The sequence below is a fragment of the Bacillus sp. DU-106 genome (genome assembly GCF_004799705.1).
Classification (GTDB): domain Bacteria; phylum Bacillota; class Bacilli; order Bacillales; family Bacillaceae_G; genus Bacillus_A; species Bacillus_A cereus.
This window is the reverse complement of record NZ_CP026607.1, coordinates 2,573,359-2,599,310: the sequence shown is the minus strand read 5'-3', so window position 1 is coordinate 2,599,310 and position 25,952 is coordinate 2,573,359. Positions and strand designations below refer to the sequence as shown.

The window sequence follows — 25,952 nt, the reverse complement described above, 5'->3', positions numbered from 1 at the left end:
AAAGATAAAAATGCACATTAAAGATCGAAGTTCGATTCATGAAAATAAAGAAGTAGAAGCGTTTTGGAAGGAGCAATTATCTTCCGAGATTCTCGATTTTTCTGTATTTAAATTTAATAGCGATTACCGACTAAATAAAGAAACACCTTGTGAATACGTTCAAGTCATAGTGAATGTAGAATTTAGTAAAAGTATACAAAAAATAAGTAAGTCTCAAGATTTATTATTATTTAGCTGGTTTCAAGCCGCTTTAAGGGTTTGTTTGGCACATTATACAGATCAAGAAAGAATTACTATTGGTATTCCTATAATTGAAAAGAATCTTGAACAAAGTGAGAATCTTAATAAGTTGATTCCTTTAGGAAGTGAAATCCAGCCGCATCACACCTTTAAACAATTAGTAAATGAGATTGAACACACGACTTTATTCGGGTATGAAAATCAGGAGTATCCGCTCTCTGAATTATTAGTTAAACACAATTTAACTCCTTTTCAAATTGTAATCGGGATGGAAGGATTACATAATGAAAATTCGCTAGAAGAATACGCAGAGAATAATTTAGCCCTATGGATACGAAGAAAATGGAATGAAATACATAATGAATTTGAATTTCAAATTTCTTGCAAGTCCCGTTCATTCTCTTCTTTGCAACAGTTTGCCAATTCGTATTGTTATGTTTTAAAGCAAGTTTCACAAAATCCGAATTTGGCATTGAAAGATATTTGTATTATTGCAGAAGAAGAAAAAGAGTTGTTAGAAGGATTGAATACTTTTCAAACGGGCATAGACTTGTTTCAATCATTTCAAGATTTGTTTGAAGCGCAAGTATTAAAAACTCCAGAACAAATTGCTGTTGTTTGTAATGATCAATCTTTGACATATAGAGAATTGAATAAGAAAGCGAATCAATTGGCTTCTATTCTTCAAAGTAAAGGTGTTTCAAAAGAAAGTATTATTGGCGTTATGGTAGATCGGTCATTAGAAATGATTATTGGTATGATGGGGGTTTTAAAAGCAGGAGCAGCGTATTTACCAATCGACCCTAACTACCCAACTGAACGAATTGAATATATGTTACAAGATAGTCAAGCAAAATATTTACTTAGTAAGCGAACAGAGGAAGTATTGCCACAATTTGCAGGTGAAGTACTGTATCTTGATAAAGAATATCTTTTTCAAGGTGAAGAAAGTAATTTAGTACGAGAACATAATCCTAATGATTTAGCTTATGTTATTTACACATCAGGATCGACAGGAAATCCAAAAGGGGTAATGATAGAACAAAAATCACTAGTTCATTTTTTAAATGTAATGAGAGAAAAAGTAAAAGCTAATCAATCATTCTTGTTTCTTGCTAGTGTATCTTTTGATATTTCCTTGTTAGAAATATGTCTTCCTTTAACGCAAGGTTCAAAAGTAGTAATTGCTACAGAGGACCAGTTTGCAACAAAAGAATTGGCTCATTTGGTCAAAAAACATAAGGTGGATTTATGGGAATCAACGCCATCGCGAATGGAAGTGATTTTGAGTGATCCAGAAGGGGCGATTTTTCTAAAAGATTTAAAATCTATTTTATTAGCAGGAGAATCATTTTCCATTGATTTGGTTGAAAAAATTCGTTGTATCAGTGAAGCAACAATTTTAAATATTTATGGTCCCACAGAAACAACCATTTGCGCAACAGTAAAAGACTTGAGCACTTCCAAAGAAGTTACGATTGGCAAACCTAACCCGAATTATCATTCCTATATATTGAATAAGTATGGCCAATTAAAACCATTTGGAATTCCCGGTGAACTCTGCATTGCTGGCGTAGCGGTAGCACGAGGGTATCTTGGTAAAAATAAACTGACAGATGAAAAGTTTGTACCGAGTCCTTTTGCGGCAGGGGAAATGATGTATCATACAGGTGATCTCGTTCGTTGGTTGCCTGATGGAGAACTTGAATATTTAGGTAGAATGGATCATCAAGTGAAAATTCGGGGGTATCGGATTGAATTAAGAGAAATCGAAACTCAATTAAGGGAATATCCAGAAATAAACCAGGCTATCGTTGTTGATCAAGTGTATGGAAATAGGAAATTATTAGCTGCCTACTATGTATCGGATAACAAGGTGTCTTTTGATGAAATCAGAAAATATTTAAGTGATAAATTACCTGAGTTTATGATTCCTGAAAAAATGATTCAGGTAGAAGAGATTCCATTGAATCCAAATGGAAAAGTGGATAGAAAAAGATTGTTGGATATAACACAAACGGATTATGTATCAATTCCATACGTTGCTCCGCGCAATGAAATTGAACAAAAATTAGTGCGTGCATGGGAAAAAGTTATGGAGATCGAGGGAATCGGTATTCATGATAATTTTTTTGCATTAAAAGGAGAATCTATTAAAGCACTTCAGGTAATTAATTTATTAAGAAAAGACGGCTTAAAAATAAGTACAACAGATTTTTTTAAGCACCCCACAATCGCTCAACTGAGTTCTTGTGTAAAGCTAGAGCATAAAGAGGAAAACCTTGAAAGTAGACCAACTCATGTTAAAGATTTGTCTAAGCCATTTTCCTTAACAGAAGTTCAGACAGCGTATATGATAGGACGGAATTCACAGTTTGAATTAAGTGGTATTTCCCCTCAAACATATTTTGAATATGAAACAGCTTTGGATATCAATCGTCTTTCAAAAAGTTTTCAAAAGGTAATTCATCGTCATCCAATGTTGCGAGCTGTAATTTTACCAGAGGGAAAACAGCAAATATTACAAAGCGTTCCTGATTACGAGATTGAAATAGTGAGTCTCATAGATTTAGATGATAGGAATCAACATGCTCGCTTACAAGAAGAGCGTTCTCGAATGACTAACCATGTATTCCCTTTGGGGCAATGGCCTTTGTTTGAATTGAAAGCTTTTCTTTTAAAAGAAGACACGTATTTATTATGTTTTCGATACGATGCTTTATTAATGGACGGAGCAAGCATGAACATTGTTGGACAGGATTTGTTGCATTATTATTATAAACCAAATCAAAAATTAGAATCTTTATCTTTTGATTTTCAAGATTATATGTTTATCTATGATGAAATGGAACAAAGTGAAGAATATAAAACAGCAAAAGATTATTGGACAAGTAAGCTTCCTGACTTTCCGTTTGCACCTTCTTTGCTGTTAAAAAAGGATCCAGCAGAGATTGCTACTCCTAAATTCCAATCACTTACAAAAATCCTGGATAATAAAAAATGGACAAAGCTACGAAAGTTAGCACAAGAGAAAGAGGTAACGCCTTCCGCTCTACTTTGTACAATATATGGTGATGTGTTGGCACATTGGAGTAATCAACGTCGATTAGCAATTAACTTGACTGTATTTAACCGTTATCCTGTTCATGATGAAGTAGAACAGATTGTTGGAGATTTCACATCACTTATTTTATTGGATGTTGATGTAAAACCAGAGCAAACTTTCTTTACTAGAGTAAAAGAAACGCAAGCTACTTTATTAGATGGCCTTGAACATCGTCATTACGATGGAGTTAACTTTATTCGAGATTTTACTCGATATCATCAAATGACGCCAAAAGCAGTTATGCCAATCGTTTTCACCTCGATGTTAGCAGGTGCAGGTGCTTTCTCTTGGGAACAACTTGGTTCTCTTCGCTATATTCATGCTCAGACTCCACAAGTGTATTTGGATAATGTAGTAATTGAAAAAAATGGAGAGTTATTAATTAGCTGGAACTATGTTGAAGAGTTGTTTGATGTTGATGTAATAGAAGCAATGTTTTCCCAATTTGTTGACTTATTGGAACAATTGGTGAAACAAAGCGATATAACATCTTTGCAGATGAAAGAATCGGATCAAACTTTAATTAAGCAATACAATGAAACAACAGAAAAAATACCTTCAACTACTCTGTATCAATTATTTACAGACCAAGTAAAACGTACACCGGATGAAGTAGCAGTGGTATTTGAACAAGAATGGTTAACATACTCGGAACTTCATAAACGTTCTAATCAAATTGCCCACTTCTTAAAAGAGCAAGGTATTGGTCTAGGTGACAAAGTGGGTCTTTTAGCAAAAAGGCGAGTTGACACAATTGTTAATATGTTAGGTGTTTTAAAATCAGGTGCCGCTTATGTTCCGATTGATCCCGATCATCCTTTAGATCGCCAAACATATATTTTAAAAAATAGCTCATGCAAGCTTTTATTAGAACCTAGTCTTTATGAAGAAAATCATTTGTCATTTTATACAACAGAAGATATGCCCGCTATTGCTGGTCCAGAAGATATTGCCTATATTATATACACTTCAGGAAGTACAGGAAAACCAAAAGGAGTAATTATTACTCACCAAGCGGTTACAAATACTATTCAAGACATAAATCAAAAATATGAGGTGAATGAAGATGATCGTATTATTGGTATCTCTTCCATGTGTTTTGACCTATCTGTATACGATATTTTCGGAGCTTTAAGCACAGGTGCAATGTTAGTAATGATTCGTGATCCGAGAGACATGCAAGAATTAATCCGCACTGTCGAACGTAGAGGGATTACAATTTGGAATACAGTGCCTGCAATCATGGATTTGGCATTGGAGCAAGTAGGTTCTCATTTTGAATATCCTTCTTTACGTTTAGTTTTACATAGTGGAGATTGGATTCCGCTTTCTTTACCAGAAAAAATAAAACGACATTTTCCGATTGCAGAAGTAGTCTCACTAGGAGGGGCAACAGAAGCATCGATTTGGTCAATTTATTATCCGGTCAAACAGGTGGAATCACATTGGAATAGTATTCCATACGGGATGCCCTTGGCAAACCAAACGTATTATGTGTTGAACTATGAAAAGAAAATGTGCCCTGTTGGTGTAATTGGAGATTTATATATCGGGGGAGTGGGCCTTGCTAAAGGATATTTAAATGATGAAAAGAAAACAAATGAAGCGTTTGTGTCACATCCTGATTTTGGTCTTATATATAAAACAGGGGATTGTGGAAAAATGCATTCTGAGGGATATATTGAATTTTTAGGCCGCCAAGATTACCAAGTGAAAATTCAGGGATATCGAGTAGAGTTAGAAGAAATCTCTCATTGTCTTCTAACTTATAAACAAGTCGAACATGCTGTCGTAATTGATCAAACAGATGAGAACGGAATAAAATTTTTAGTTGCATATGTGGTAACTGAGCAAAATATTAGTACAACAGAACTACGAAAGCATTTGCAAGATCACTTGCCAGATTATATGATTCCTTCTTATTTTGTTTATTTGGACCAATTACCCCTGACTCCAAACGGGAAATTAGATAGAAAAGCGCTCCCTACTCCGGAGAAACAAAAAAATGAAGTATTTATTGCCCCAAAAACTGAAATGGAAAAAATATTAACTAGTATTTGGCAAGAAGTACTCAAAATAGATCAAGTTGGAGTAAATGATCATTTCTTCGCCTTAGGTGGAGATTCGATAAAAGCGATTCAAGTGTCCGTCAGACTGTATCGACAAGGATTCGAGCTTGAACCAAAAAATATATTTTCATTTCCTATATTAAGGGACATGGTTCAATTTGTTAAAAAGCTAGACCAGTTTTCAAGTTCACAAACAAATGATGTAAACATAATGAACGATAATAAAGCTACATTACTAAATGTTAAAGATAAACAACTTAATCAACATACACTTAACAAAATACAAGAAAAAATGCCGGATATAAAAATAGAACGTATTTACCCGTTAGCACCTTTCCAGGAAGTTATTTATGAGCATGCTACGAATGAACCTGATACAAATGCATATTTTGAACAAACAATTTGGGCACTTGAGGGGGAGCTGGATATTAAACTCTTTATTCAGTGTTTCCAACAATTAGTTGATCGTCATGATTCTTTAAGAACAATAATTGTGCAAGATGAACAAGCAAAACCTTGGCAAGCTGTTCTATATGATGTTCAAATAAATTCAGAAATAAAAAACTTGATTGAGATGACGAAACAAGAACAGCAAGAATTCCTAAAACAGTGGATGAATGAAAATTTAAGTCGAGGATTTAAAAATGATGAACTTATGACACGTCTCTGTATATTCCAACTAGGTAATAACGAGCATAAAGTAATTTGGAGTTCCCATCATCTATTATGTGATGGTTGGAGCGTCAGCATTTTGATAGACGAATTATTCCAGCTCTACGAAACTACAAATGCCAGAACTACGGCGGGGTTACCCATAGTAAAACCTTTTGAAACATTTATAGATTGGACTTTGGCACAAGATCATGAGAAAGCACGTCATTTTTGGCGAGATTATTTATCAGGATACAATCAGAAAATTAGTATTCCTAAAAAGAAAGTCCCATCTAAAAGTGAAGGGTTAAACTTCACTTTTATGGATTTAACATTAGACAAGGATTTGACTGATCAGTTACAAACATTTGTAACTAAAAATAATATAACTATGAATACGGCATTACTAGCTGTATGGGGAATATTGCTTGGCAAATTCAACGGAACGAGAGAAGTAGTATTGCCTAACCTAGTATCAGTCAGACCTCCCGAAGTAGAAGGAATTGAAAATATGTTCGGTCTGTTCACAAATGTTTTGCCTATCCGATTAGCATGGACAGAAACGCAATCTTTTGTGGACTTCCTGCAAAAGGTACAACTAGAGACATTGAAATGTAATGAGTATGCATACTATTCATTTGTTGATATACAAAAGCAAAGTGAATTAAAAACTGAGTTGACTGACCATCTTTGGGTTTTTGAAAACTATCCAACTAATCCAGCAATCTTTTCTTCAAATGAAAACAGACATTTTGCTATCACGGATTACGAAGTTGTTGATGAGCCACATGTAAAGTATGGAATTATGTGCTTCCCTGAAGAAAGACTTACAATAAAGTTTGGATATGATCAAACGGTATATGAAACAGAGAAAATACAGGAAATATTAAATCACATCCAGGGGTTAATCAACACGATTCTTCAAAATCCAATACAAACAATTTGTGATTACAAATTATAAAAAATGAAAAGGCGAGCAAGAACTCGCCTTTTTAAATAGAATAGGAGTAAATCAAATGACAAAAAAATTACAGTTATCAGCCGAAGAAATGCGTCAGTTAGGATATCAAGCGGTTGACTTAATTGTTGATCATATGAATCATTTAAAAAGTAAACCAGTTTCAGAAACGATTGATAGTAATATTTTTAGAGACAAGCTAATTGAAACGATTCCGGAAAACGGATCTAATCCAAAAGAATTACTTCATTTTCTTAATAACAATGTGTTTAATCAAATTACTCATGTGGATCATCCTCATTTTATGGCTTTTGTGCCAGGTCCTAATAATTATGTTGGTGTATTAGCAGATTTTTTAGCAAGTGGGTTTAATGTATTTCCTACAGCTTGGATAGTAGGTGCAGGTGCCGAACAAATTGAATTAACGACAATTAACTGGTTAAAATCAATGCTAGGATTCCCTGATTCAGCTGAAGGATTATTTGTCAGTGGTGGTTCCATGGCTAATTTGACTGCACTTACTGTAGCGAGACAGGTCAAGCTGAATAATGACATAGAAAATGCGATTGTTTATTTTTCTAACCAAACTCATTTTTCTGTAGATCGAGCACTTAAAGTATTAGGTTTTAAACAGCATCAAATTTGCCGAATTGAGACAGATGAAGACTTAAAAATTTCAGTTAGTACTTTAAGAAAACAAATAAAAGAAGATCGATTAAAAGGGAAAAAACCATTCTGTGTTATTGCTAATGCAGGGACAACGAATTGCGGAGCGGTGGACTCCCTCGATGAATTGGCTGATGTATGTGGTGATGAAGATATATGGCTACACGTGGATGGGGCTTATGGGGCTGCAGCAATTCTCAGTGAAAAAGGAAGGGAGTTATTAAGTGGAATTCATCGTGCCGATTCTTTAACGTTAGACCCGCATAAATGGCTTTTTCAGCCTTATGATGTTGGTTGTGTACTTATTCGAAATAGCCAATATTTAAGTGAAACATTCCGTATGATCCCAGAGTATATTAAGGATACAGAAACTAATATAGAAGAAAAAGTGAATTTTGGGGAGCGTGGAATTGAACTTTCTCGTAGATTTAGAGCATTAAAGGTATGGCTTTCTTTTAAAGCATTCGGAGTTACAGCTTTTCGTGAGGCAATTGATCATGGCATTATGCTAGCTGAACAAGTTGAAGAGTTTTTAAGGAAAGAAAAAGATTGGGAAGTAGTAACACCTGCCCAATTAGGAATTGTTACTTTTCGTTATATTCCATGTGAGCTAACATCTACAGATACAATTCATGAAATAAACAAAAAATTGGTGGAAGAAATTAATCAAAGAGGATTTGCTATGCTAAGTACGACTAAATTAAAAGAAAAAGTAGTAATTCGACTTTGCTCTATCAACCCAAGAACAACAAAAGAAGAAATACTTCAAATCATGATGAACATAAAAGCATTAGCAGAGGAAATAAACACATCGCCTAAACATCTTATATCTGTTTCTCAACCTTGATATATTAGGCGGATTTTAAATATAATAGCCGATTCTTATTTAGAATCGGCTATTATATTTAAATGATAAATACATATATACTATTTATAAGTGTTTCTCTTGTAATGGGATTAAGCCTCAACCTTGGATACTCGTTTGAAACCAGTCTTTATTGCTTGTACTATTTCGTTCACAGCATAAATAGATACATCGGCATTTGGATTTAACCCTTCAAACCAGTGATAGGCATTTGGATATAAATGAAACTCCACATCAACACCAGCTTGTGCTAGTTTGCTTACATAGGTTAATGTTTCGCTGCGGAATGGATCTAATTGACCAACAAATGTGTAAGTATACGGTAAGTCACTATAATCCTCAGCTCGAGAAGGTGCTGCATAGGCAGGGATTTGATCCGTTCCATACATTTCTCCTAAATACATTTTCCAGCCAGCTTCATTTGCCTTTTGGTTCCAAACAAATCCCTCTTTAATTTCATTCGCTGAAGGTGTATCATTTCTGTCATCAATCATTGGATATAGTGGCATTTGTAAACAAATTGAAGGATATTTTCGATCTCGTGCTAATAATGATAATGCTGCTGTTAGTCCACCGCCAGCGCTTACTCCTGCAACCCCAATTCGATTCGAATCAATGTTTAATGACTTTGCATTATCAGCAATCCATTTTAAAGCTGAATAACAATCCTCAATTGGTGCTGGGTAAGGGTGTTCAGGTGCTAAGCGGTAGTCTACAGACACGACCACACAGCTAGCTTCTTTTGCAAACCTCATACAAGTATCATCGTTATCATCTATAGACCCTAAGATATAACCTCCACCATGTATCCATAATAAGACAGGTAAAGATTCATGATTTGATTTTGGACGATAAATTCGTAATGGTAACAGATTATCATCAGGCCCAACAATGACTTTATCTGTTAAAGAAAGAGAGTCATCAACAACGGTAGGTGGTCTCATTTGAGCTATTCCTTCTCTGATTGATTGCAAATTTTCTGGGCGTAAATCGAGATCCGGAAACATCTCTAACCCTTGTAATAATTCTGGATTTACTCTAGTTTTCATTTTAGCACCTCTATTTGTAATTGTTTTCAAATAAATGAAGTGTATTCTAAGTAGTTTAATTGTGAAAGAACACCACAATTAAATTGTAAATTGGATATGTTATAACGGTCAACAGAATATTCGGAAATTAAAACCTTTCTCAAGAAGGAGTTTCATGCAATCAATAATACAAGTAGTGGATTTAAGAGCAAAGAGGTTTAATGTCGTTGTAATTATGTACATTAGAAAAATTTCTTTTCTAGACTCATGAAGAATTATGAAAAGCAAAATTTTATAGATGGTTATCTTAAAAATAAACAAAAAGAGAAGAACTAACCAATGTTCTTCTCTCTTTTTCATATGTAATTAGGGTATCCATAACTGTAAATATGGATGGTATAGATTAATGGATGAATAATTTATTTTTAAATTAATAACGTAATACATAAAGATTTTTGTATGTAATATTTCATATACAGGGACCACTGGTGAAAATGCTGAGCAATGTTTTTCCATATGGTAAATTAGTTCCTTAGTTATTTATTTTATTTTATTTTCAATCGTGTAAGGCTTGGGGCTAAGATTTACAAAGGTGACTAGTAAAAAATATAACAATACAAGTATAAGATTTTGTACTTAGTAATCTCACGATTTAAGGCATGACATTGATAAGTGTGGGGAGTTCAATCGATTTTGAATAAAATCAATAGTATCAGTTGCAATTTTTTTACGTTTAAGAACGATCCCGGCATGCCCGCATGTATAAATATATCGTGGAGGTCTTTCCCAAGATTCCCACAAGTAGTCTGTATCCTCAGAATGCACATATAGATCATGCTTACCTGAAATTAATAAAATATTTTCTTTTTTTACTTTTGGCAATGCTTGACTCGGTTCAGTGATTTTCCAATAATCTATTAAATCATCATACGTAACACCATGATGTTCCAAGTCTTCTCTAATAAATTTACCCGGAATTGTATTCCAAATAGAATAAGAAAGTCGATTTGCATAGAAAATGGATGCTAACACATCAATTTCTTCTTCAACAAGAGAGGTTAAGTTAGTAATAAATCCGCCTAAACTAATCCCTATTAGAATCAGGGGACCATTTTTATTTGCTTTAATCCATTTAATCAAAGCTCGTAAATCAGCTATCGCTTGTCTAGTTGCTTGTACTGTTCGTTCAATATTTGCACTTACCATATACTCTCCACTGAATAAGGATTGATCGGGTTTTCTTTCAAAATGATAGGGTAGAGTGAAATAATACATATTCCACTTCAGGTTGGTCATATGGTCGTGGAATATTTTTTTTACACGTTCGTTAGAATCCATTCTCCAACCGTGAACAAAGATAATATGAGGTGCATTTTCATTTTTATGTAAGAATAATTCCCCAGTTACAGAGTCGTTGCGTGAATCACCGGATTGAACTGAGCTTTTATATTTGAATTGCCCAGCCATGTATTCCTTTTCCTGTTTTGAATGCTTAATGTCAAAATGAATATGTGATGGTTTTACTTTATAAAAAGATTCTATGTCCTTTATATTTAATGAAGTGTTAGAAAGGGAAGTATACTGAAACGCTACACTTCTTTTTTTGTGTAAATCATATAAGGCGTACCGATCAATGAGTTTTGAAAAAATCAAATTAACCTCCTCCAAAATACATATTGTTTAAAACATGGACAAAATTTATGGTGTAAATTAATTATAAAATATTCTCTTTTCCTAATAGTAGGTGATAAATTTGCATATCATATTATAAAGCTTGCAATAAAATAAAACTATAAATAAATTATACTAAAATCTAAAAAGTAATTTAATATTCTTATTCATATAAAAGAATATTAAATTGCTTATTTTCGTATTAAAAGATGCACCTTTTAAAGTGACGTGATTTGTATGAGATACAGTAACTATATTAAAATCCCTATTATAGATATCCAAATAGGTTTCTCTATATTTATTGTATAGAAATTACACAGTAAATATTTTTTGTGCTACATACATTAAATTAATCTTAACCTTTTCTTTTATATAAATTTATTAAACGGAATAACTCCTTACCAATATTCAAAAACGGCTGCGTTTTTGAATTTGTGTTCTAGCTTTTCTGAAACAGGTAAATAACTACACATAAACTCCTTATATCTCTAGTTAAACTACCGATTAGCTCCATATAAACTCTAGATAACCTATATAGAATACAAGATATCAAGGAGGTAAGAAAAAATGAATTTTATGAAACGAGCAATTCTCAGTATGAAAAAAAGGATAGGAACATCATTAATTTTGATGGCAGTTTTTCTGATTGTTACAAATTTGGTTCTTTCAGGTTACACAATCCAAAATGCATCAAAAAAAGCAGCGGATGCTGCAAGAAAAAAACTTGGTGCAGATGTTACTTTAGGTCTTGATTTCGACAAATTAGGTCAAAAAGCTAAGGAAACTGGAGAAATGCCAAATCCGCCGCAGCTCGATACAAAAGAAACAGATCAATTAGCAAAGTACAAGTATGTAAAAGACTATAATTACATAGCTAACACTTTCGGTATTTCTGATGGACTTAAACTAGTAGGAGCTTCAGAAGGAAAAGAAGAAGGTAAAGCGGGAATGGCGGCTGTGCGAGGCGGTTCAAGCTCTGGTACAGAAATAGATATGAATGCTTCTTTTATGATTGAGGGAGTTCGCAAGACTGCATTACAAGAAAGCTTTAAAAACGGAAAAAGTAAAATCATTGATGGAAAACCAATTACAGAGCAAATGAAGGATCAGAATGTAGCTTTAATGGAAAAACGATTAGCGGAATTAAACAATTTGAAAGTAGGAGACAAAGTTAAAGTACAATCAGGGGATAAGAAGGAAACCCTTGAGGTTGAAATTATCGGTATTTACGAAACCAATGAGCAAGCAATGAGTCAACAGGCTCCTCCTATAATGGATCCGGCTAATAAACTATATATGCCACATTCAACTATGAAAAAATTAGAAGTGGATCAAGGTATAAGTAGTGTTCAAGTCGTGTATTTCTTGAATGACCCACAATATATTGATGCATTTAAAAAAGAAGCAAAAAAATCTAATATTGATTTTAATTATTATAAATTAGATGCGCATGATTCATTGTACAAGCAAATGATTGGTCCTATCGAAAATATCTCTTCGACTTCTCAAATGATTATTTATATTGTATCGATTGCAGGTGCGATTATTTTAGGATTAATCATTATGCTATCAATTAAAGGACGTCGTAAAGAAATGGGAATTCTATTGTCCATTGGAGAGAAAAAGTGGAAACTGATGGCACAGTTCGTAGTAGAAGTAGTATGTGTCGCTATTTTAGCATTTGGATTATCCATAACAACAGGAGCTAAAGTTTCTCAATATATCGGGGATAATTTACTTTCGAATGAAATAGCTACTGCGAGCGAAGAAACAGATACCTCGCAACATGGTACTGTAATGATGGCTGGACCTGGTGGTACTCTACAAAATCAAAAAGAAGATCCAATTGATAAAATTGATGTAAGTGTAACAGGAGAAGATGTAGGGAAAATGGGGGGGATTGGACTAGGTATTGCTATAATAGCAACGCTTCTTCCAGCATTATCTATTCTACGTTTAAACCCAAAACAAATTCTTTTAAAAGATGAATGAGGAGGCTCGATATGGAGACGATTTTACAGTTTAAAAATTTGGATTATTATTATGAAAGTAATGGGAAAAATGTAGCGATACTAGATAATGTTAACTTTTCTTTTCAAAAAGGACATTTCTACACGATTTTAGGACCATCTGGATCTGGTAAAACCACAACTCTGAGCTTAGGTTGTGGACTGGATGTCCCTAAAAATGGTTATGTACTGTATAATGGCAAAGATATTAGAAAAATTGGTTTGGATCGATACCGTAATCAAAATGTATCTGTAATTTTCCAATCTTATAACTTAATTACCTATATGACCGCTCTTCAAAATGTCTTAACAGCAATGGAAATTACAGGTGTTAAAGTGCAAAATAAAACAGCAAGAGCATTAGAATTATTAAAGAGGGTAGGACTCACAGAACTTGAAGCGAAACGAAACGTATTGCAACTAAGCGGTGGACAACAACAGCGTGTAGCAATTGCTCGAGCACTATCTTGTAATGTTGATTTACTGATTGCAGATGAGCCGACAGGAAACCTCGACGAGGAAACCGCAATGGATATAATAGAACTGTTTCAAGAACTTGCACATAAAGAGAATAAATGCATTATTGTTGTGACTCACTCACAGGAGGTTGCTAAAAAATCAGATCGTGCAGTGTATTTAAGTAAGAAGAAGTTAGTCATAAATGAAATCTAATATAAACATCGTAGCTGTTTAATTCACATATTTTTCAAAAACTAGACCTTTCAAAAGCTTATATTTGATTTATAATAAAATCAAGCCATAATCAAAATGGTCTCCCTGTACTGAATGTTAAAATAGTTTGTCGTTCCCGTTTTAATAATATTTTTAAAAGAACTTGTAGGATATTCTACAAGTTCTTTTTATTATAATTGGTTACCTATCATGGGATAATTACACATAAAAAACGGGACAATACCTAGATATATAATCTAAATGCTGTCCCATTTACCTGTGTATCTGTATAGTTATTGTAGAATCAAACCTACAATCATAATTAAACTAAATACTATCATCCAACCAAAGGCACAATAGCCAAAAATACTAATCCATTTAGGTAATTGATTCATGTTAATTTTATTTGTGGGAACTCCTTGCATAGAAAACATCATTTTTTGATCTCTATCTCTATTATTTTGTTGTTCATACATAATATCATCACCTTTCCAGAACTATTGTGTTTATAGTATATCAGCCTAAATAAAATTATGTACAGAATAAGAGGGGATAACATATATATTATGTGGTGAATTTTATAAATAAAGACATTTAATTGCCATGGTTCTAAGCGCTAATCCGTTATAAATTCTGAAAAAGAGCCCTACATAAATAGGACTCTTTTTCTTCAAATATTAAGTTGCTGGATATACATCAGAACCAAGGTAACGTTCTTTTATAATTTGAAGATGATGAAGCTCATGACCAGCAATGATGTATGCTAATGCACGAACTGTAACTTCAGAATTATTCGCATTTCCTCTTTGTGACCAAGCTTCTTTATCTAAGCTTCTAAGTAAATACAGGGTAGATTGGCGAACAACTATTAAATTCTCAAGAAGATCTTGCATAGATTGCTTATCAAAAGCAGCTCTAAGAACATACATATCATCATTATAGCCTGGAAGTTCTGCTGTCTCGCCTCGAGCGATAGATAGCAATCGATACGCCATAATCCGTTCTGTATCTGCTATATGACCCATTACTTCTTTTATACTCCATTTAGTAGGAACATACCGGAAAAGTCCCTCACTATCAGAAATTTCCTTTAATAAGAGATTCGTTTCCTTCATTTGTTGTTCTAGAATATGTATGATATTTCCGTCTGATACCAAGTTGGTATACGTTGCATAATAGGAGTTATATTCACTTACTTGTGGCCTTATTTGCATACGAATCATCCTTTATGTTTTATGTTTAATCTTTACATATAGCTTACCATAAAAGAATTTTAAATTAATCTGAAAAATGGAGGGAAATATGCATTTTTCATCTTCCTTTTCAGTTTCATAGATGAAATGCATCTCAAATAAGAGAATCTAATTTGCTGCTAAGCGGAATTTCGTTTTTGCTGTTATAGTAAAAGATAAATATGTAAATTGAATACAGTTTGTCACCACTTATGATAATTACCATTTAAGAAGCAATATATATCATTAAACGAAAAACCTGTTAATAAGTTTATACTTACCACAAAAACAAACAAACTCGTCCTATTTAAAGGAGAGTTTGTTTGTTTTTGTGTTTAGATAATGGAATACTCATGCAAAATTGTACACTATGTTCCATATTTTTTATTGAATAATTTATATCTAGCGTTTCAAGAATTTGTTTAACAATATATAGCCCCAAACCATTTCCTCCAGTATTTCGATTCCTTGATTTTTCAATTCGATAAAATGGTTTGAAAATTTGTTGTATCTCTTCATCTTTAATATTGACACCTGTATTTATAATTTGCATTTCGATTTGACTTTGTTTAGAATCCTCACTTAACTTTATATAGACTTTTTCATTATGTGGTGAATACATAACCGCATTATGGACAATATTTTTACATGCTTTTTCTAAAAGGGCACAATCTGTATAAATAGCAAGGCCAAAATCAATTTCTTTTATTATTTCGATGTTTTTTTGAGAAGCAAAAAATTCGAGATCTTTTGTAATTGTCCCTATTAATTTTGAAAGATTAACTTTCTCTACTTTTAGTTTGAAGGTGTGTTGTTCTAATTTCGATACGCTTAAAATTTCACGAACTAATTGTTCCATACTTTCAATAATTTGATGATTCTTCTTTAAATATTGATCGCGATTTTGATAAGGGCCAATATTGTATATCATTCCTTCTAAGTATCCTTTCATTACAGTAAGAGGGGACTTTAATTCATGTGCTACAATCGCAAAAAACTCTCTGCGTTTTGTTTCTATTTCTCTTTCTTTTTCAATATCATTTTTTAATTGTTCATTTGCTTTTTTTAAATCAAACATAGCTTGTTGCAAGTTAATAGACATGTCATTCAAACTATTAGATAATTCTCCTAACTCATCTGTAGAGCGAACCTCAATTTTTTCGGAGAAATCTAAATTTGCCATCTTTTGTGCACCTTCATTAATATAAATAAGTGGCTTTGTAATAAACCTGGAATAAAAATAAGCACTCCCTATACCAATAACGAGCACAATGATACTAATATAGGGGAGAAAGCGTACTAAAACCTGTGAAGCTTCATCAATCGGTTGAAATGTAGCAAACACTACAAGCGTTAAACTACCATCTTGAAATTGAATTGGTTTCGTAGCGTTATATGAATTGCTAAGGGTACTTGCATTCTCGAATCGTGTTGCTTTAGTAACTACTGTTTTTTGCGTACCACTTTGAATAAAAGAAAATGAAGGAGAGTAAATAATTACTCCTTCTTTATTTTGAAGATAAAGCATCGCATTATTTTTTTTTGCGTATTCATCAAAAAGTGGTATCGCATCTTGAAACGTAAGATTTTTAGATTTATCAATGATTTCGTTTATCCCTGTTTGAAGTTGATCTGTTTTATATTGCTCATAAAACGTAGGGAGAAAGAAGTATAAAGTTAAATAAATCAATACTGCAAAGGATAACAAAATGAGAGATGTAGTCATAAAGAGTTTGTAAGTAATTTGCTTCATCTTCATGAGTTTCACAATACTATTCATCAATTTTATAACCAATACCCTTTATTGTTTTAATATAAGGGATAGCTAATTTTTTACGTAGATTTTTAATATGTGTATCAATTATTCGTGTTTCTCCAAAATAATCGTACCCCCAAACCTTCTCTACGATATTTTCTCTTGTAAGTACTTTTCTCTCATTTTGAAATAGTAGTTGTAGAATTTCAAACTCTTTTGTCGTTAATATAATTTCAACGTCATTTACATATACTCTATATGCATCCACATCGATACGCACTTCTTTAAATATCAAATGATTATTTACATTTTTATCATAACTTCTTCTAAGTACAGCTTCGACTCGTCTAATCAAAACATGAAATGAAAAGGGCTTTGTTATATAATCATCGATCCCAAGGTCGAATCCTTTCATTTGATCTTCCTCTTCTTCCAACGCAGTTAGCATAATAATTGGTACGTTTGACTGACTTCGAATCATTTTAGAAACTTCAAACCCATTAAGATTGGGCATCATGACATCTAGAAGAATTAAATCAAATGATTGCTTATTAAATTGTGTCATACCCTCTAGTCCATCTGAAGCGACTACCACTGTATAATGCTGTGTCATTAAAAATTGTTTAATTAATTCCTGAATTTCTTGATCGTCCTCTACCACGAGAATATGATAGTTTTTCATAATATCACCTCTGGTAGTCATTATAGCCGTACTATCTGGAGTTTATGTGGAGATACAGTAGTAAACTTCATAGGACGTTTACTACTAAAAAATATTATTAGCTATATTACTTTTTTATGGAGAAATAATTGTTTTAAAAAACTTATCGTATGAATTGATGTACGATTAATATTTACGAAAAACTAATGTATAATAACGTGAATTGTATGTAGTTTCTTAAAATTCGCGAAAATATACTTTTGCTTCTTTACCAAAAGAGGAAAAGGAATTTCAATATAGAAGAAGCTACCGTAATACTAGAGTGTGCGCCGAGAACTTTGGATTTCTTTCATCTAGTTTCTATTTAATCGTTAATCACTACATAACAATGTTCTTGCTAAACCAAAAGTTTAAAGGTACAAACTTGGAGAGATTTATATAATGCTAGAAAGGTTGTGAAATGATTTGATGGGTTATAAAGCGATGCTGTTTGATTTAGATGATACATTACTTGATAGGGATAAAGCAGTAGAGGCATTATTTTTAATTGTTTTAGAAAAGTGTTATGAAAATGTAGATGGTGCGGCTAAAAGCAACATGTTACAGAAATTCAAAGAATACGATAAAAGAGAATATGGCATAAGTAATAAAACGACAGTTTTAGAATCATTGTTTGATGAATTCACGCCAAGGTATAGATTGCCACGCAATTACATCCAAGATTTTTGGAATAATAATTTCCCTAGATGTTTTTCAATAGACCAAAATACTATTCATTTCTTAAATCAAATAAAGAAGCACTGTAAAGTTGGAATTATAACAAATGGCTCAACTCAGAGGCAAAAAGCTAAAATATTTAACACGAATTTAAATAAGTATTTTGAAACAATCATTATTTCTGAAGAAGTGGGATTTAGTAAACCTGATAAACGTATATTCGAACTAGCATTAAATAAGTTAAATTTACAACCGGAAAATACTTTATTTGTTGGGGATGACTTAGAAAAGGATATTGCTGGTCCTCAAAATGCAAATATAAAAGGTGTGTGGTTTAACCCTCAGAAAATCAAGAATACTACCAAAATACAACCATATGCCGAGATTAACACTTTGGATAGTTTGTTAAGTTATGTTACTCCACAATATTTTTATAACAAGTAAAAGTAATCCCATATATATATTAAAAAATATAAAAAAGAGAAACTATCATTAATTTCATTGACCGTATTAGTAATAAAAAATAGATATTTACAACAAAAAATAGAGGCGATTTTAATAGCTGTGGCTAATTTAATCTATGATTAATACGAAGTTTTGTAAAACAATTTTACTCATACTGTGTAAATTATAAAGGGGTGGTGTATAGTGATAATAAAGTTATTGAATTTTGATTAAAAAAGATAAGAGCCTTACTACATTCTATATGCAGCAAGGCTCTTTAAAGTTGTTTCAAATTATATCCATCTGCTTATGTAATGCTTAAAAAATGAATAATAAAGTTGTTTACTTCTTATTAAACTAACGCCCCCGTTAGTTTAAGTGTAACTCTTCACAATTATTTGATATTATATAGATAAATAGAAATATAAATCAGAATTTAGTTTATAGTTATAAAAATAAGTTATTTATACCCTTATAATTCTTCAGAAAGGAGAGTGTATGAAAAAGACTATTGTTTTTGTATTAACGATATTTATATTATTCTCAGGATTCGTAACACAAAGTTATGCGTTGTCAGATTCGAAATCTGTGGCAATACAAGCATTGCTAGATGATGCCTGTCGTACGTCAGGTGTGCCTGGAATGTCACTCTCAATACTTGCTGATGGTGAAGTGTTCTACTTTTCTTCTGGGTATGCAGATCTTGAAAAGGGACTGTCTGCAAGTGAAAATACACTCTATGAGTTGGCCTCGGTGAGTAAAGCTTTTACTGGTATGGGGATTTTGCTATTGGAAGAGCAAGGGCTGCTATCAATGACTGACCCTATCCAAAAATATTTACCTTGGTTTACGTTAAAGTATCAAGGTAAACCTGTTGATATGCAAAACCTTACACTAAATAACTTTCTTCACCATACCAGCGGCCTAACAAATATTAGACATCTTCAAAATATTCCACAAGGTAATACGCCTGATATGTTGCAAAAGACTGTGGAAACGCTGGTAGATGCAGAATTGGCGTTCTCTCCTGGTGAACAATATAACTATGGAACCGTTAATTATGACGTATTGGGTTTGGTTATTGAGATTGTATCACGACAAAGCTATGAAGATTTTATGAAGGAGCAAGTATTTCTACCCTTAGGTCTTCACCAGACGTATGTTTATAAAGAAGATGCTCAAGCCACTGGACAGTTAGCACAGGGTTACCGTTCTTCCTTTTTTATAACAACTCCATTTAACGCTCCGTATTATACCGGGAATAAACCTGCCGGCTATATCATTTCTAATACAAAAGATATGGCGCGTTGGATGGGCATACAGATGGGTATCGTGCAGGACATACCCGAAATATTTCACAGGGCCATCGAAAAATCACATAGAGGTGATATGTCTGTTTCGGCTGTCAATGATATGTATTATGCGGCAGGTTGGTCGGTAAACGCCGAACAAACGTTTATAGAACACACTGGGGGTAATCCAAATTTTAGTACCAAAGTAGCCATACTGCCAAATGAAAGAACAGCCATCTGCTTACTGAGCAACGGCGCAAATACCAATATAAACCTGGTACTACAAGTTAAAAATATATTAAACGGCAATCTAACTCAGTCATATGAGCTAAGTGGCACACAGCTTTTGGACATCATTTTGTCGTCTACCACAATTATTCTTTGCCTATTAGCCGTTCTGTTATTTTTCTTAGGATTAAGAAAAGGGAAAACGAATGAGCAGCAGCCAATGACAAAAAAGAGAACAATCGTAACAATTATTTTCCTAATCGCTACTATTGCCCAGTGTATAATGTTTTTTGCCTTCGATTGGTCAACGATACTTATTTGGCAAACATATAGTGTTCTTACAGCTTTAATTTCGTCAACATTATTAACAGCAAGCATTACTTGGTTTGTATATACTCACCGATTAGATGCCTCGGTCCGAAAATAAGTACAATGTTAAGTAAATGAATCTTAATTTATCGATATCCTTAATTTAAAAAACAGAAGACACCTCGGTGTCTTCTGTAATGTCATCGACACTTCTCCTAGTTAAACCCACTTGCTATTTCTTCCACTAACCTGCCTCGTTAGTAGAAGAAGGATTTTTAAACTACTATATTATTTTTTAAATGACTTTATTGTAAATTAAACAACTTTATTATCTCTGTACAGGTGGGACTATGGAAATAAAGAAAGTAGTAATCGATGGAATCAATATTGCGGTCATTAGGAACGATAAGGTATTAATATCGGATGTTCAGTCTGCATTAGATACTATGGCAACAGTTCAAAATGAGGTAGATGCGAAACATATTATTATCCATAAATCTTTAATAAGTGAAGATTTCTTTGACCTAAAAACACGGCTTGCGGGCGATATCCTTCAAAAGTTTATAAACTATAAGGTAAAGATTGCTATTGTTGGAGATTTCTCTATGTATACTAGTAAAAGCTTAAAAGATTTTATTTATGAATGTAATAAAGGAAATGACATTTTTTACTTAGCAACTGAACAACAAGCAATTGAAAAACTAAGTACATTAAAGTAATAATTATATCCTGCTAAATTCCCCCATTTCACTTAGTTCATAATTATATACGATATAGAAGAACTGATGTTTGTGGTAAACTAAGAGATGAATAAAGGGGGAGTTTTTTTGAACAATTTTAATAATATAATCCAAAATTTAAATAATATAGTTTACAAACCTAACAACTTAATGATTACGAATCTAAAAGAAGAAAAGCAAAACGCAGAATATGCCGGATGTTTATTCCACTTAAATAACAAAACCATTCGTTTTAGAAAATCAAAAGTTACACCTAATAAAATTGGTCAATTTGTTTCTTTTTGGGAGAAAGATGAAAATATGCGAAATAGAGCTTTCTCTTATGAAGCTGCTCCTGATTTATTAGTAATCACTTGTATTGCTGATAATAAACTAGGGCAATTTATTTTTCCTAAAGAGATTCTTCTTAAAGAAAAAATATTGAGAACACAAAGTCAAACAGGGAAAATGGCAATGAGAATTTATCCTGTTTGGGATACCACTGTTAGTAATCAAGCTAAAAAGAGCCAAACGTGGCAACTTCAATATTTTGTTGATTTAAGTGATAGTAATAATTTGCCTATAGATAAACTATTAAATTTATATTCGTAGCTTTTGATTTGCCCCAAAAAGAAGTGATTACAAAAAACATGTGTAATGACACCTCCTATGTGAATCGTAATTTTTGTACCGGTACAGTTAAATGAAATGTAGATTGTTACAGTGCCCCTTAAAATTTACAATCAGCATATATTATTTAAACTTATAAATTTTTAAGGGGTGCTAAATATGACAAGTTTACAAGATCAGCTTTTCACAAGATTAAATCTTAAAAAACGTAATGATGTAACGTTTGAAGAATTACCTACCATACTCTTTTCGTTTGCGCACACTATACCATTTGAGAATTTAGATGTTATAGCACGAAATACGAATCAAATCTCTCTGGAAAACTTACGAGAGAAAATTTTAACTAGTTCCCATGGTGGACTTTGCTACGAATTAAATACTCTTTTTTACTATTTCTTAAGAGACTGTGGCTATGATGTACAACTGGCATTAGGTACGGTTTATAAAAACGATATAAATGCATGGGCACTTGAGGATGGCCATATAACAATTATTTTAACTTATGATAATGTACAGTATTTAATTGATGTAGGTATAGCTTCGTTAGTACCTCTTGTTCCTGTACCTTTTACGGGCGAGTCGGTTTCTTCAAAAAATGGTTCGTACCGGGTGAGACGGAAAGATACGAATAAAGGAAATTATGTTTTAGAAAGAATAGATGCTGCTGGGGAATGGAAAGTTTGTCATGCTTTTTATAAACATATTATTGATGAGATAGTAGTAAATGATGTTCAAAGAAGAGTGATAGAAGATGAGAAGTCTATTTTTAATAAAGGACCAATTGCAGTAAAGTTGACGAACTCTGGCCATATTTCATTAACGAATACAAGTTTAACCGAAATTATTCATGGGGAAAAAACTAAGCGTGAAATTACAGAAGATCAATATAAAGAGTTTTTATATACTTTATTTGCTATTAAGTTATGAATAATAAAGATAGCCGGTTCTTATTCAGAAGCGGCTATCTTTATTATTTTTGGTGTAAATGGTTTTCTTCTAATATGTTTCGGAAACTGCGGTATAGTTAATGTTTTTAATGTTTCCTCAGCTTCTTCATATGTATGAAAAATTGGTTCTTTTCCATCATCCCCTTGTAAAACTAGCCCTTCATCTCGGATTACATATGGCATAAAACCACCCCATCTAGTAAAGAATTATGTTCTTTTGCAGCAGAATAATACGATTTAAAGTTTGATTTTCTTAATACATATAATACACTAGAACAGTACGAAAAAGTATGTACAATGAATTTTGAATGTAAAGGAAGATTATTATGTCAGTTATTGATAAATTGAAACTTAATAAGTATACAAATATGGTCGTTATTAACGAACCAAGTGATTATGACATTTTTACAGGTAAAGAAACTGCATTCTCAAAAGAACACGATGCTATCTTTATATTTGTAGAAACGCTTGATGAAATGGTGAAACAAACGAATTTTATTATTAGTAATGAAGAATTACTAATTGAAAAAGGTTACGTATTCTTCGCATATCCGAAAAAAGGTAATGCGCGTTATAGTACGTTTATTCACCGTGATGAAATGTTTCCGGCATTAAACGTTGGAGAAGATGGTTATGTGGGAGAAAGCGATATTAAATTTGCACGAATGGTAAGTATGGATGAAGTCTTTACTGTTGTTGGTTTAAAACGTGAAAAGAAAAAAACAACAAAAACATCTGCTATGAGTCAATGTGTTGCCGATTATACCGATCGAATTAAAGATGTTGAAGCATTATTAGCTAATCATCCGAATGAACTTAAGTTTTATCAAAGTTTAACGCCTGGATACCAAAAAGATTGGGCACGTAATCTTTTTTCTGTGAAACAAGAAAAAACACGTGAAAAACGTCTAGAGAAAATGATAGAAATCCTTTCACAAGGCTATAAAACAATTGAATTATTCCGTAAGAAGAAAAAATAATGATTAAGGAAGTCACAATGCTGCAACAATTAATTGTGATGAGTACATTGAAAAAAGCATTCCTTCCATTATACTAAGGAATGTTCTTATATTTATATAATTAGCAAAAGAGAAAAGGTGTTTGAAATGAAATCGTATATTGTAGTTGGATCAGGAATTTTAGGAGCGTCTACTGCTTATCATCTTGCTAAGGCAGGTGCGAATGTTACTATCGTGGATCGCCAACAATTAGGGCAAGCAACCGATGCAGGAGCAGGTATTGTATGTCCATGGCTATCACAGCGCCGTAATAAAGCATGGTATAAAATCGTTAAAGGTGGTGCACGTTACTATTCTTCGTTAATTCAGCAATTAGAAGAAGACGGTGAAACTGACACAGGATATAATCGTGTAGGTGCAATTAGTTTACATACTGACGAGAAAAAGTTAGATCAAATGGAAGAGCGAGCTTATAAACGACGTGAAGATGCCCCGGAGATTGGTGAAATAACTCGCTTATCAGCTGAAGAAACAAAAAAATTATTCCCAGCATTATCAGACGAATATAGTTCTGTTCATATTAGTGGTGCTGCACGAGTAAATGGAAGATTATTACGCAATGCATTAATAAGTGCTGCGAAAAAACATGGTGCAACTTTCATAAAAGGCGATGCTATATTAGTCCGTGAAGGAAATCATATTACGGGAGTTACAGTAAACGATGAAACAATTTTAGCGGAAAAGGTTATTGTAACTGCAGGCGCATGGGCGAATGAAATCTTGAAACCATTAGGAATTAATTTCTTAGTTACATTCCAAAAAGGACAAATTGTTCATCTGCAAATCGAGAATACAGCAACAGAAAATATGCCAGTTGTTATGCCACCGAACGATCAATATATTTTAACGTTTGACAATGGGCATGTCGTAATTGGTGCAACACATGAGAATGATACTGGTTTCGATCATCGTGTAACAGCAGGTGGTTTACATGAAGTATTTCATAAGGCATTAACAGTTGCACCTGGCTTAGAAAATGCTACAATGCTTGAAACGAGAGTTGGATTCAGACCATTTACACCAGGATTCTTACCTGTTATCGGACCGCTACCTAACTTTGAAGGAATTCTCGTTGCGAATGGATTAGGAGCTTCGGGTTTAACAGCTGGTCCATATCTAGGAGCGGAACTTGCTAAACTAGCGCTCGGACAAACGATTGAATTAGATTTAAATGATTATGATGTTGCTGGCGCAATTGAATAATATAGGGTACTGCTAACATTTAGGAAAAACCATGCTAAACAAATTCGACAAGAAATAATCAGTTTTTCCTCTGTTAAGAGTAAGCCTGTTTATGAAAAATAAAATTATTTAAAAATAGAGGGCCGACATTATAAACCTGCATTAATAATGTAGAATTGTGATGGCGGCTCTTTATTCATATTGATTTAAAACTTATTTTCGAGAGGAGGTTAAGTAATGAGAGCACCATATCAAGTATTGATATTTCCTTATATAAAAACTGCCGATTCTATTCAATATGCCATTTTTAACCGAAGTGATTATGGTTATTGGCAAGGAATAGCTGGTGGCGGAGAAGACGGTGAGATTCCTATTGAATCAGCAAAACGGGAAGCGTTTGAAGAGGCTCGTATTACAAGAGAATGTCCATATATACAATTAGATTCTGTGTCTTCACTATCAGTAGAAGATGTAGTTGGAGGATTCCTTTGGGGAGAAGAGGTTTATGTAATAAAAGAATTTTCTTTTGGAGTTAAAGTCCCTACAAAAAACATATCATTATCTAAAGAACACTTCAATTATAAATGGTTATGCTTTGAGGAAGCAGTAACGTTTTTGAAATGGGATAGCAACAAAACAGCATTGTGGGAATTAAACAAAAGACTATTAAAACAATAAAAGTTTTAGCTAACAAAGATAGTAGTGGAACAAGAATTGAACCATTAACAAACCTTTGCTACACTTCTAAACAATGTTTTATAGATTTGGCATGGGTAATGAACGAAGAGAACTTGTACTAAGAAAAGCCCTATACAGTTGACTCTGAAAAAATGAAAATAATTAGAAATATTTTTATATCGTACGGTTTTTGGCTATGAATA

Annotated in this window: 19 protein-coding genes; 12 read left to right on the top strand and 7 right to left on the bottom strand. The window is 33.0% G+C overall.

What is annotated here, in order from left to right; genetic code table 11:
- Window positions 1-10 precede the first annotated feature (10 nt).
- Together C3Y97_RS13230 and C3Y97_RS13225 are read left to right on the top strand one after the other, a co-directional pair.
- The gene (locus C3Y97_RS13230) at window positions 11-7,027 is read left to right on the top strand and encodes a non-ribosomal peptide synthetase (protein WP_136363449.1); all 7,017 of its coding nucleotides are present in this window, start codon (window positions 11-13) and stop codon (window positions 7,025-7,027) included.
- Window positions 7,028-7,082: 55 nt separating this feature from the next.
- Complete coding sequence (locus tag C3Y97_RS13225; RefSeq protein WP_000162820.1) at window positions 7,083-8,537, top strand: pyridoxal phosphate-dependent decarboxylase family protein; 1,455 nt, start codon at window positions 7,083-7,085, stop codon at window positions 8,535-8,537.
- Window positions 8,538-8,647: 110 nt separating this feature from the next.
- Here the strand turns inward: C3Y97_RS13225 and C3Y97_RS13220 are convergent, their stop codons facing one another.
- Entirely contained in the window at window positions 8,648-9,604 is a 957-nt protein-coding gene (locus C3Y97_RS13220; RefSeq protein ID WP_000857937.1) for an alpha/beta hydrolase, read from the bottom strand.
- Between the two features lie 624 nt (window positions 9,605-10,228).
- Complete coding sequence (locus tag C3Y97_RS13215; protein WP_136363448.1) at window positions 10,229-11,236, bottom strand: alpha/beta hydrolase; 1,008 nt, start codon at window positions 11,234-11,236, stop codon at window positions 10,229-10,231.
- Between the two features lie 585 nt (window positions 11,237-11,821).
- On the opposite strand from C3Y97_RS13215, the gene C3Y97_RS13210 reads away from it, so the two are divergent.
- Both C3Y97_RS13210 and C3Y97_RS13205 read left to right on the top strand, forming a co-directional pair.
- Window positions 11,822-13,246, top strand: a complete 1,425-nt coding sequence (locus C3Y97_RS13210) for an ABC transporter permease (RefSeq protein ID WP_001010233.1) — start codon at window positions 11,822-11,824, stop codon at window positions 13,244-13,246.
- An 11-nt stretch (window positions 13,247-13,257) separates the two neighbouring features.
- Window positions 13,258-13,935, top strand: a complete 678-nt coding sequence (locus tag C3Y97_RS13205; RefSeq protein WP_000447856.1) for an ABC transporter ATP-binding protein — start codon at window positions 13,258-13,260, stop codon at window positions 13,933-13,935.
- Window positions 13,936-14,228: 293 nt separating this feature from the next.
- Here the strand turns inward: C3Y97_RS13205 and C3Y97_RS13200 are convergent, their stop codons facing one another.
- From C3Y97_RS13200 to C3Y97_RS13185, 4 genes are all read right to left on the bottom strand, one after another.
- Entirely contained in the window at window positions 14,229-14,411 is a 183-nt protein-coding gene (locus tag C3Y97_RS13200; RefSeq protein ID WP_000273239.1) for a hypothetical protein, read from the bottom strand.
- 201 nt (window positions 14,412-14,612) lie between these two features.
- The gene (locus C3Y97_RS13195; protein ID WP_001167133.1) at window positions 14,613-15,149 is read right to left on the bottom strand and encodes a DinB family protein; all 537 of its coding nucleotides are present in this window, start codon (window positions 15,147-15,149) and stop codon (window positions 14,613-14,615) included.
- Between the two features lie 325 nt (window positions 15,150-15,474).
- A complete protein-coding gene (locus tag C3Y97_RS13190; RefSeq protein WP_033689271.1) occupies window positions 15,475-16,926 on the bottom strand; it encodes a sensor histidine kinase in 1,452 nt (483 codons plus the stop codon).
- A 13-nt stretch (window positions 16,927-16,939) separates the two neighbouring features.
- Window positions 16,940-17,605 (bottom strand): response regulator transcription factor, encoded by a 666-nt coding sequence (locus tag C3Y97_RS13185; protein WP_000800727.1) that lies wholly within the window; start codon window positions 17,603-17,605, stop codon window positions 16,940-16,942.
- Between the two features lie 447 nt (window positions 17,606-18,052).
- On the opposite strand from C3Y97_RS13185, the gene C3Y97_RS13180 reads away from it, so the two are divergent.
- The 5 genes from C3Y97_RS13180 (at window position 18,053) to C3Y97_RS13160 (ending at window position 22,850) form a co-directional block, all read left to right on the top strand.
- Window positions 18,053-18,745 (top strand): HAD family hydrolase, encoded by a 693-nt coding sequence (locus C3Y97_RS13180; RefSeq protein ID WP_000540712.1) that lies wholly within the window; start codon window positions 18,053-18,055, stop codon window positions 18,743-18,745.
- Between the two features lie 498 nt (window positions 18,746-19,243).
- Window positions 19,244-20,692, top strand: coding sequence for a serine hydrolase domain-containing protein (locus C3Y97_RS13175; RefSeq protein ID WP_136363447.1), 1,449 nt, complete (start codon window positions 19,244-19,246; stop codon window positions 20,690-20,692).
- A gap of 232 nt (window positions 20,693-20,924) precedes the next feature.
- Window positions 20,925-21,293 (top strand): DUF4180 domain-containing protein, encoded by a 369-nt coding sequence (locus C3Y97_RS13170; RefSeq protein ID WP_000403456.1) that lies wholly within the window; start codon window positions 20,925-20,927, stop codon window positions 21,291-21,293.
- Between the two features lie 108 nt (window positions 21,294-21,401).
- Entirely contained in the window at window positions 21,402-21,905 is a 504-nt protein-coding gene (locus C3Y97_RS13165; protein ID WP_001058863.1) for a MepB family protein, read from the top strand.
- 177 nt (window positions 21,906-22,082) lie between these two features.
- A complete protein-coding gene (locus tag C3Y97_RS13160) occupies window positions 22,083-22,850 on the top strand; it encodes an arylamine N-acetyltransferase family protein (protein ID WP_000202744.1) in 768 nt (255 codons plus the stop codon).
- 20 nt (window positions 22,851-22,870) lie between these two features.
- Here the strand turns inward: C3Y97_RS13160 and C3Y97_RS13155 are convergent, their stop codons facing one another.
- The gene (locus C3Y97_RS13155) at window positions 22,871-23,053 is read right to left on the bottom strand and encodes a hypothetical protein (protein WP_001147158.1); all 183 of its coding nucleotides are present in this window, start codon (window positions 23,051-23,053) and stop codon (window positions 22,871-22,873) included.
- Between the two features lie 143 nt (window positions 23,054-23,196).
- Between C3Y97_RS13155 and C3Y97_RS13150 the strand changes: the two genes are divergently transcribed.
- The 3 genes from C3Y97_RS13150 (at window position 23,197) to C3Y97_RS13140 (ending at window position 25,749) form a co-directional block, all read left to right on the top strand.
- On the top strand, window positions 23,197-23,850 hold the full coding sequence (locus tag C3Y97_RS13150; protein ID WP_000110847.1) for a YdeI/OmpD-associated family protein: 654 nt from the start codon (window positions 23,197-23,199) through the stop codon (window positions 23,848-23,850).
- Between the two features lie 126 nt (window positions 23,851-23,976).
- Window positions 23,977-25,092 carry an NAD(P)/FAD-dependent oxidoreductase gene (locus C3Y97_RS13145; protein ID WP_000844381.1) on the top strand — a complete coding sequence of 372 codons (1,116 nt, stop codon included), beginning with the start codon at window positions 23,977-23,979 and terminating at the stop codon, window positions 25,090-25,092.
- A 216-nt stretch (window positions 25,093-25,308) separates the two neighbouring features.
- Complete coding sequence (locus C3Y97_RS13140) at window positions 25,309-25,749, top strand: NUDIX hydrolase (protein ID WP_001202590.1); 441 nt, start codon at window positions 25,309-25,311, stop codon at window positions 25,747-25,749.
- The last annotated feature ends 203 nt before the right edge of the window (window positions 25,750-25,952 follow it).

Coding starts and splice junctions, on each gene's coding strand:
- C3Y97_RS13230 (WP_136363449.1), top strand. CDS start 11: ATGCACATTAAAGATCGAAGTTCGATTCATGAAAATAAAGAAGTAGAA.
- C3Y97_RS13140 (WP_001202590.1), top strand. CDS start 25,309: ATGAGAGCACCATATCAAGTATTGATATTTCCTTATATAAAAACTGCC.
- C3Y97_RS13205 (WP_000447856.1), top strand. CDS start 13,258: ATGGAGACGATTTTACAGTTTAAAAATTTGGATTATTATTATGAAAGT.
- C3Y97_RS13160 (WP_000202744.1), top strand. CDS start 22,083: ATGACAAGTTTACAAGATCAGCTTTTCACAAGATTAAATCTTAAAAAA.
- C3Y97_RS13145 (WP_000844381.1), top strand. CDS start 23,977: ATGAAATCGTATATTGTAGTTGGATCAGGAATTTTAGGAGCGTCTACT.
- C3Y97_RS13155 (WP_001147158.1), bottom strand. CDS start 23,053: ATGCCATATGTAATCCGAGATGAAGGGCTAGTTTTACAAGGGGATGAT.
- C3Y97_RS13150 (WP_000110847.1), top strand. CDS start 23,197: ATGTCAGTTATTGATAAATTGAAACTTAATAAGTATACAAATATGGTC.
- C3Y97_RS13225 (WP_000162820.1), top strand. CDS start 7,083: ATGACAAAAAAATTACAGTTATCAGCCGAAGAAATGCGTCAGTTAGGA.
- C3Y97_RS13220 (WP_000857937.1), bottom strand. CDS start 9,604: ATGAAAACTAGAGTAAATCCAGAATTATTACAAGGGTTAGAGATGTTT.
- C3Y97_RS13185 (WP_000800727.1), bottom strand. CDS start 17,605: ATGAAAAACTATCATATTCTCGTGGTAGAGGACGATCAAGAAATTCAG.
- C3Y97_RS13195 (WP_001167133.1), bottom strand. CDS start 15,149: ATGCAAATAAGGCCACAAGTAAGTGAATATAACTCCTATTATGCAACG.
- C3Y97_RS13180 (WP_000540712.1), top strand. CDS start 18,053: ATGGGTTATAAAGCGATGCTGTTTGATTTAGATGATACATTACTTGAT.
- C3Y97_RS13175 (WP_136363447.1), top strand. CDS start 19,244: ATGAAAAAGACTATTGTTTTTGTATTAACGATATTTATATTATTCTCA.
- C3Y97_RS13190 (WP_033689271.1), bottom strand. CDS start 16,926: ATGAAGATGAAGCAAATTACTTACAAACTCTTTATGACTACATCTCTC.
- C3Y97_RS13210 (WP_001010233.1), top strand. CDS start 11,822: ATGAATTTTATGAAACGAGCAATTCTCAGTATGAAAAAAAGGATAGGA.
- C3Y97_RS13200 (WP_000273239.1), bottom strand. CDS start 14,411: ATGTATGAACAACAAAATAATAGAGATAGAGATCAAAAAATGATGTTT.
- C3Y97_RS13170 (WP_000403456.1), top strand. CDS start 20,925: ATGGAAATAAAGAAAGTAGTAATCGATGGAATCAATATTGCGGTCATT.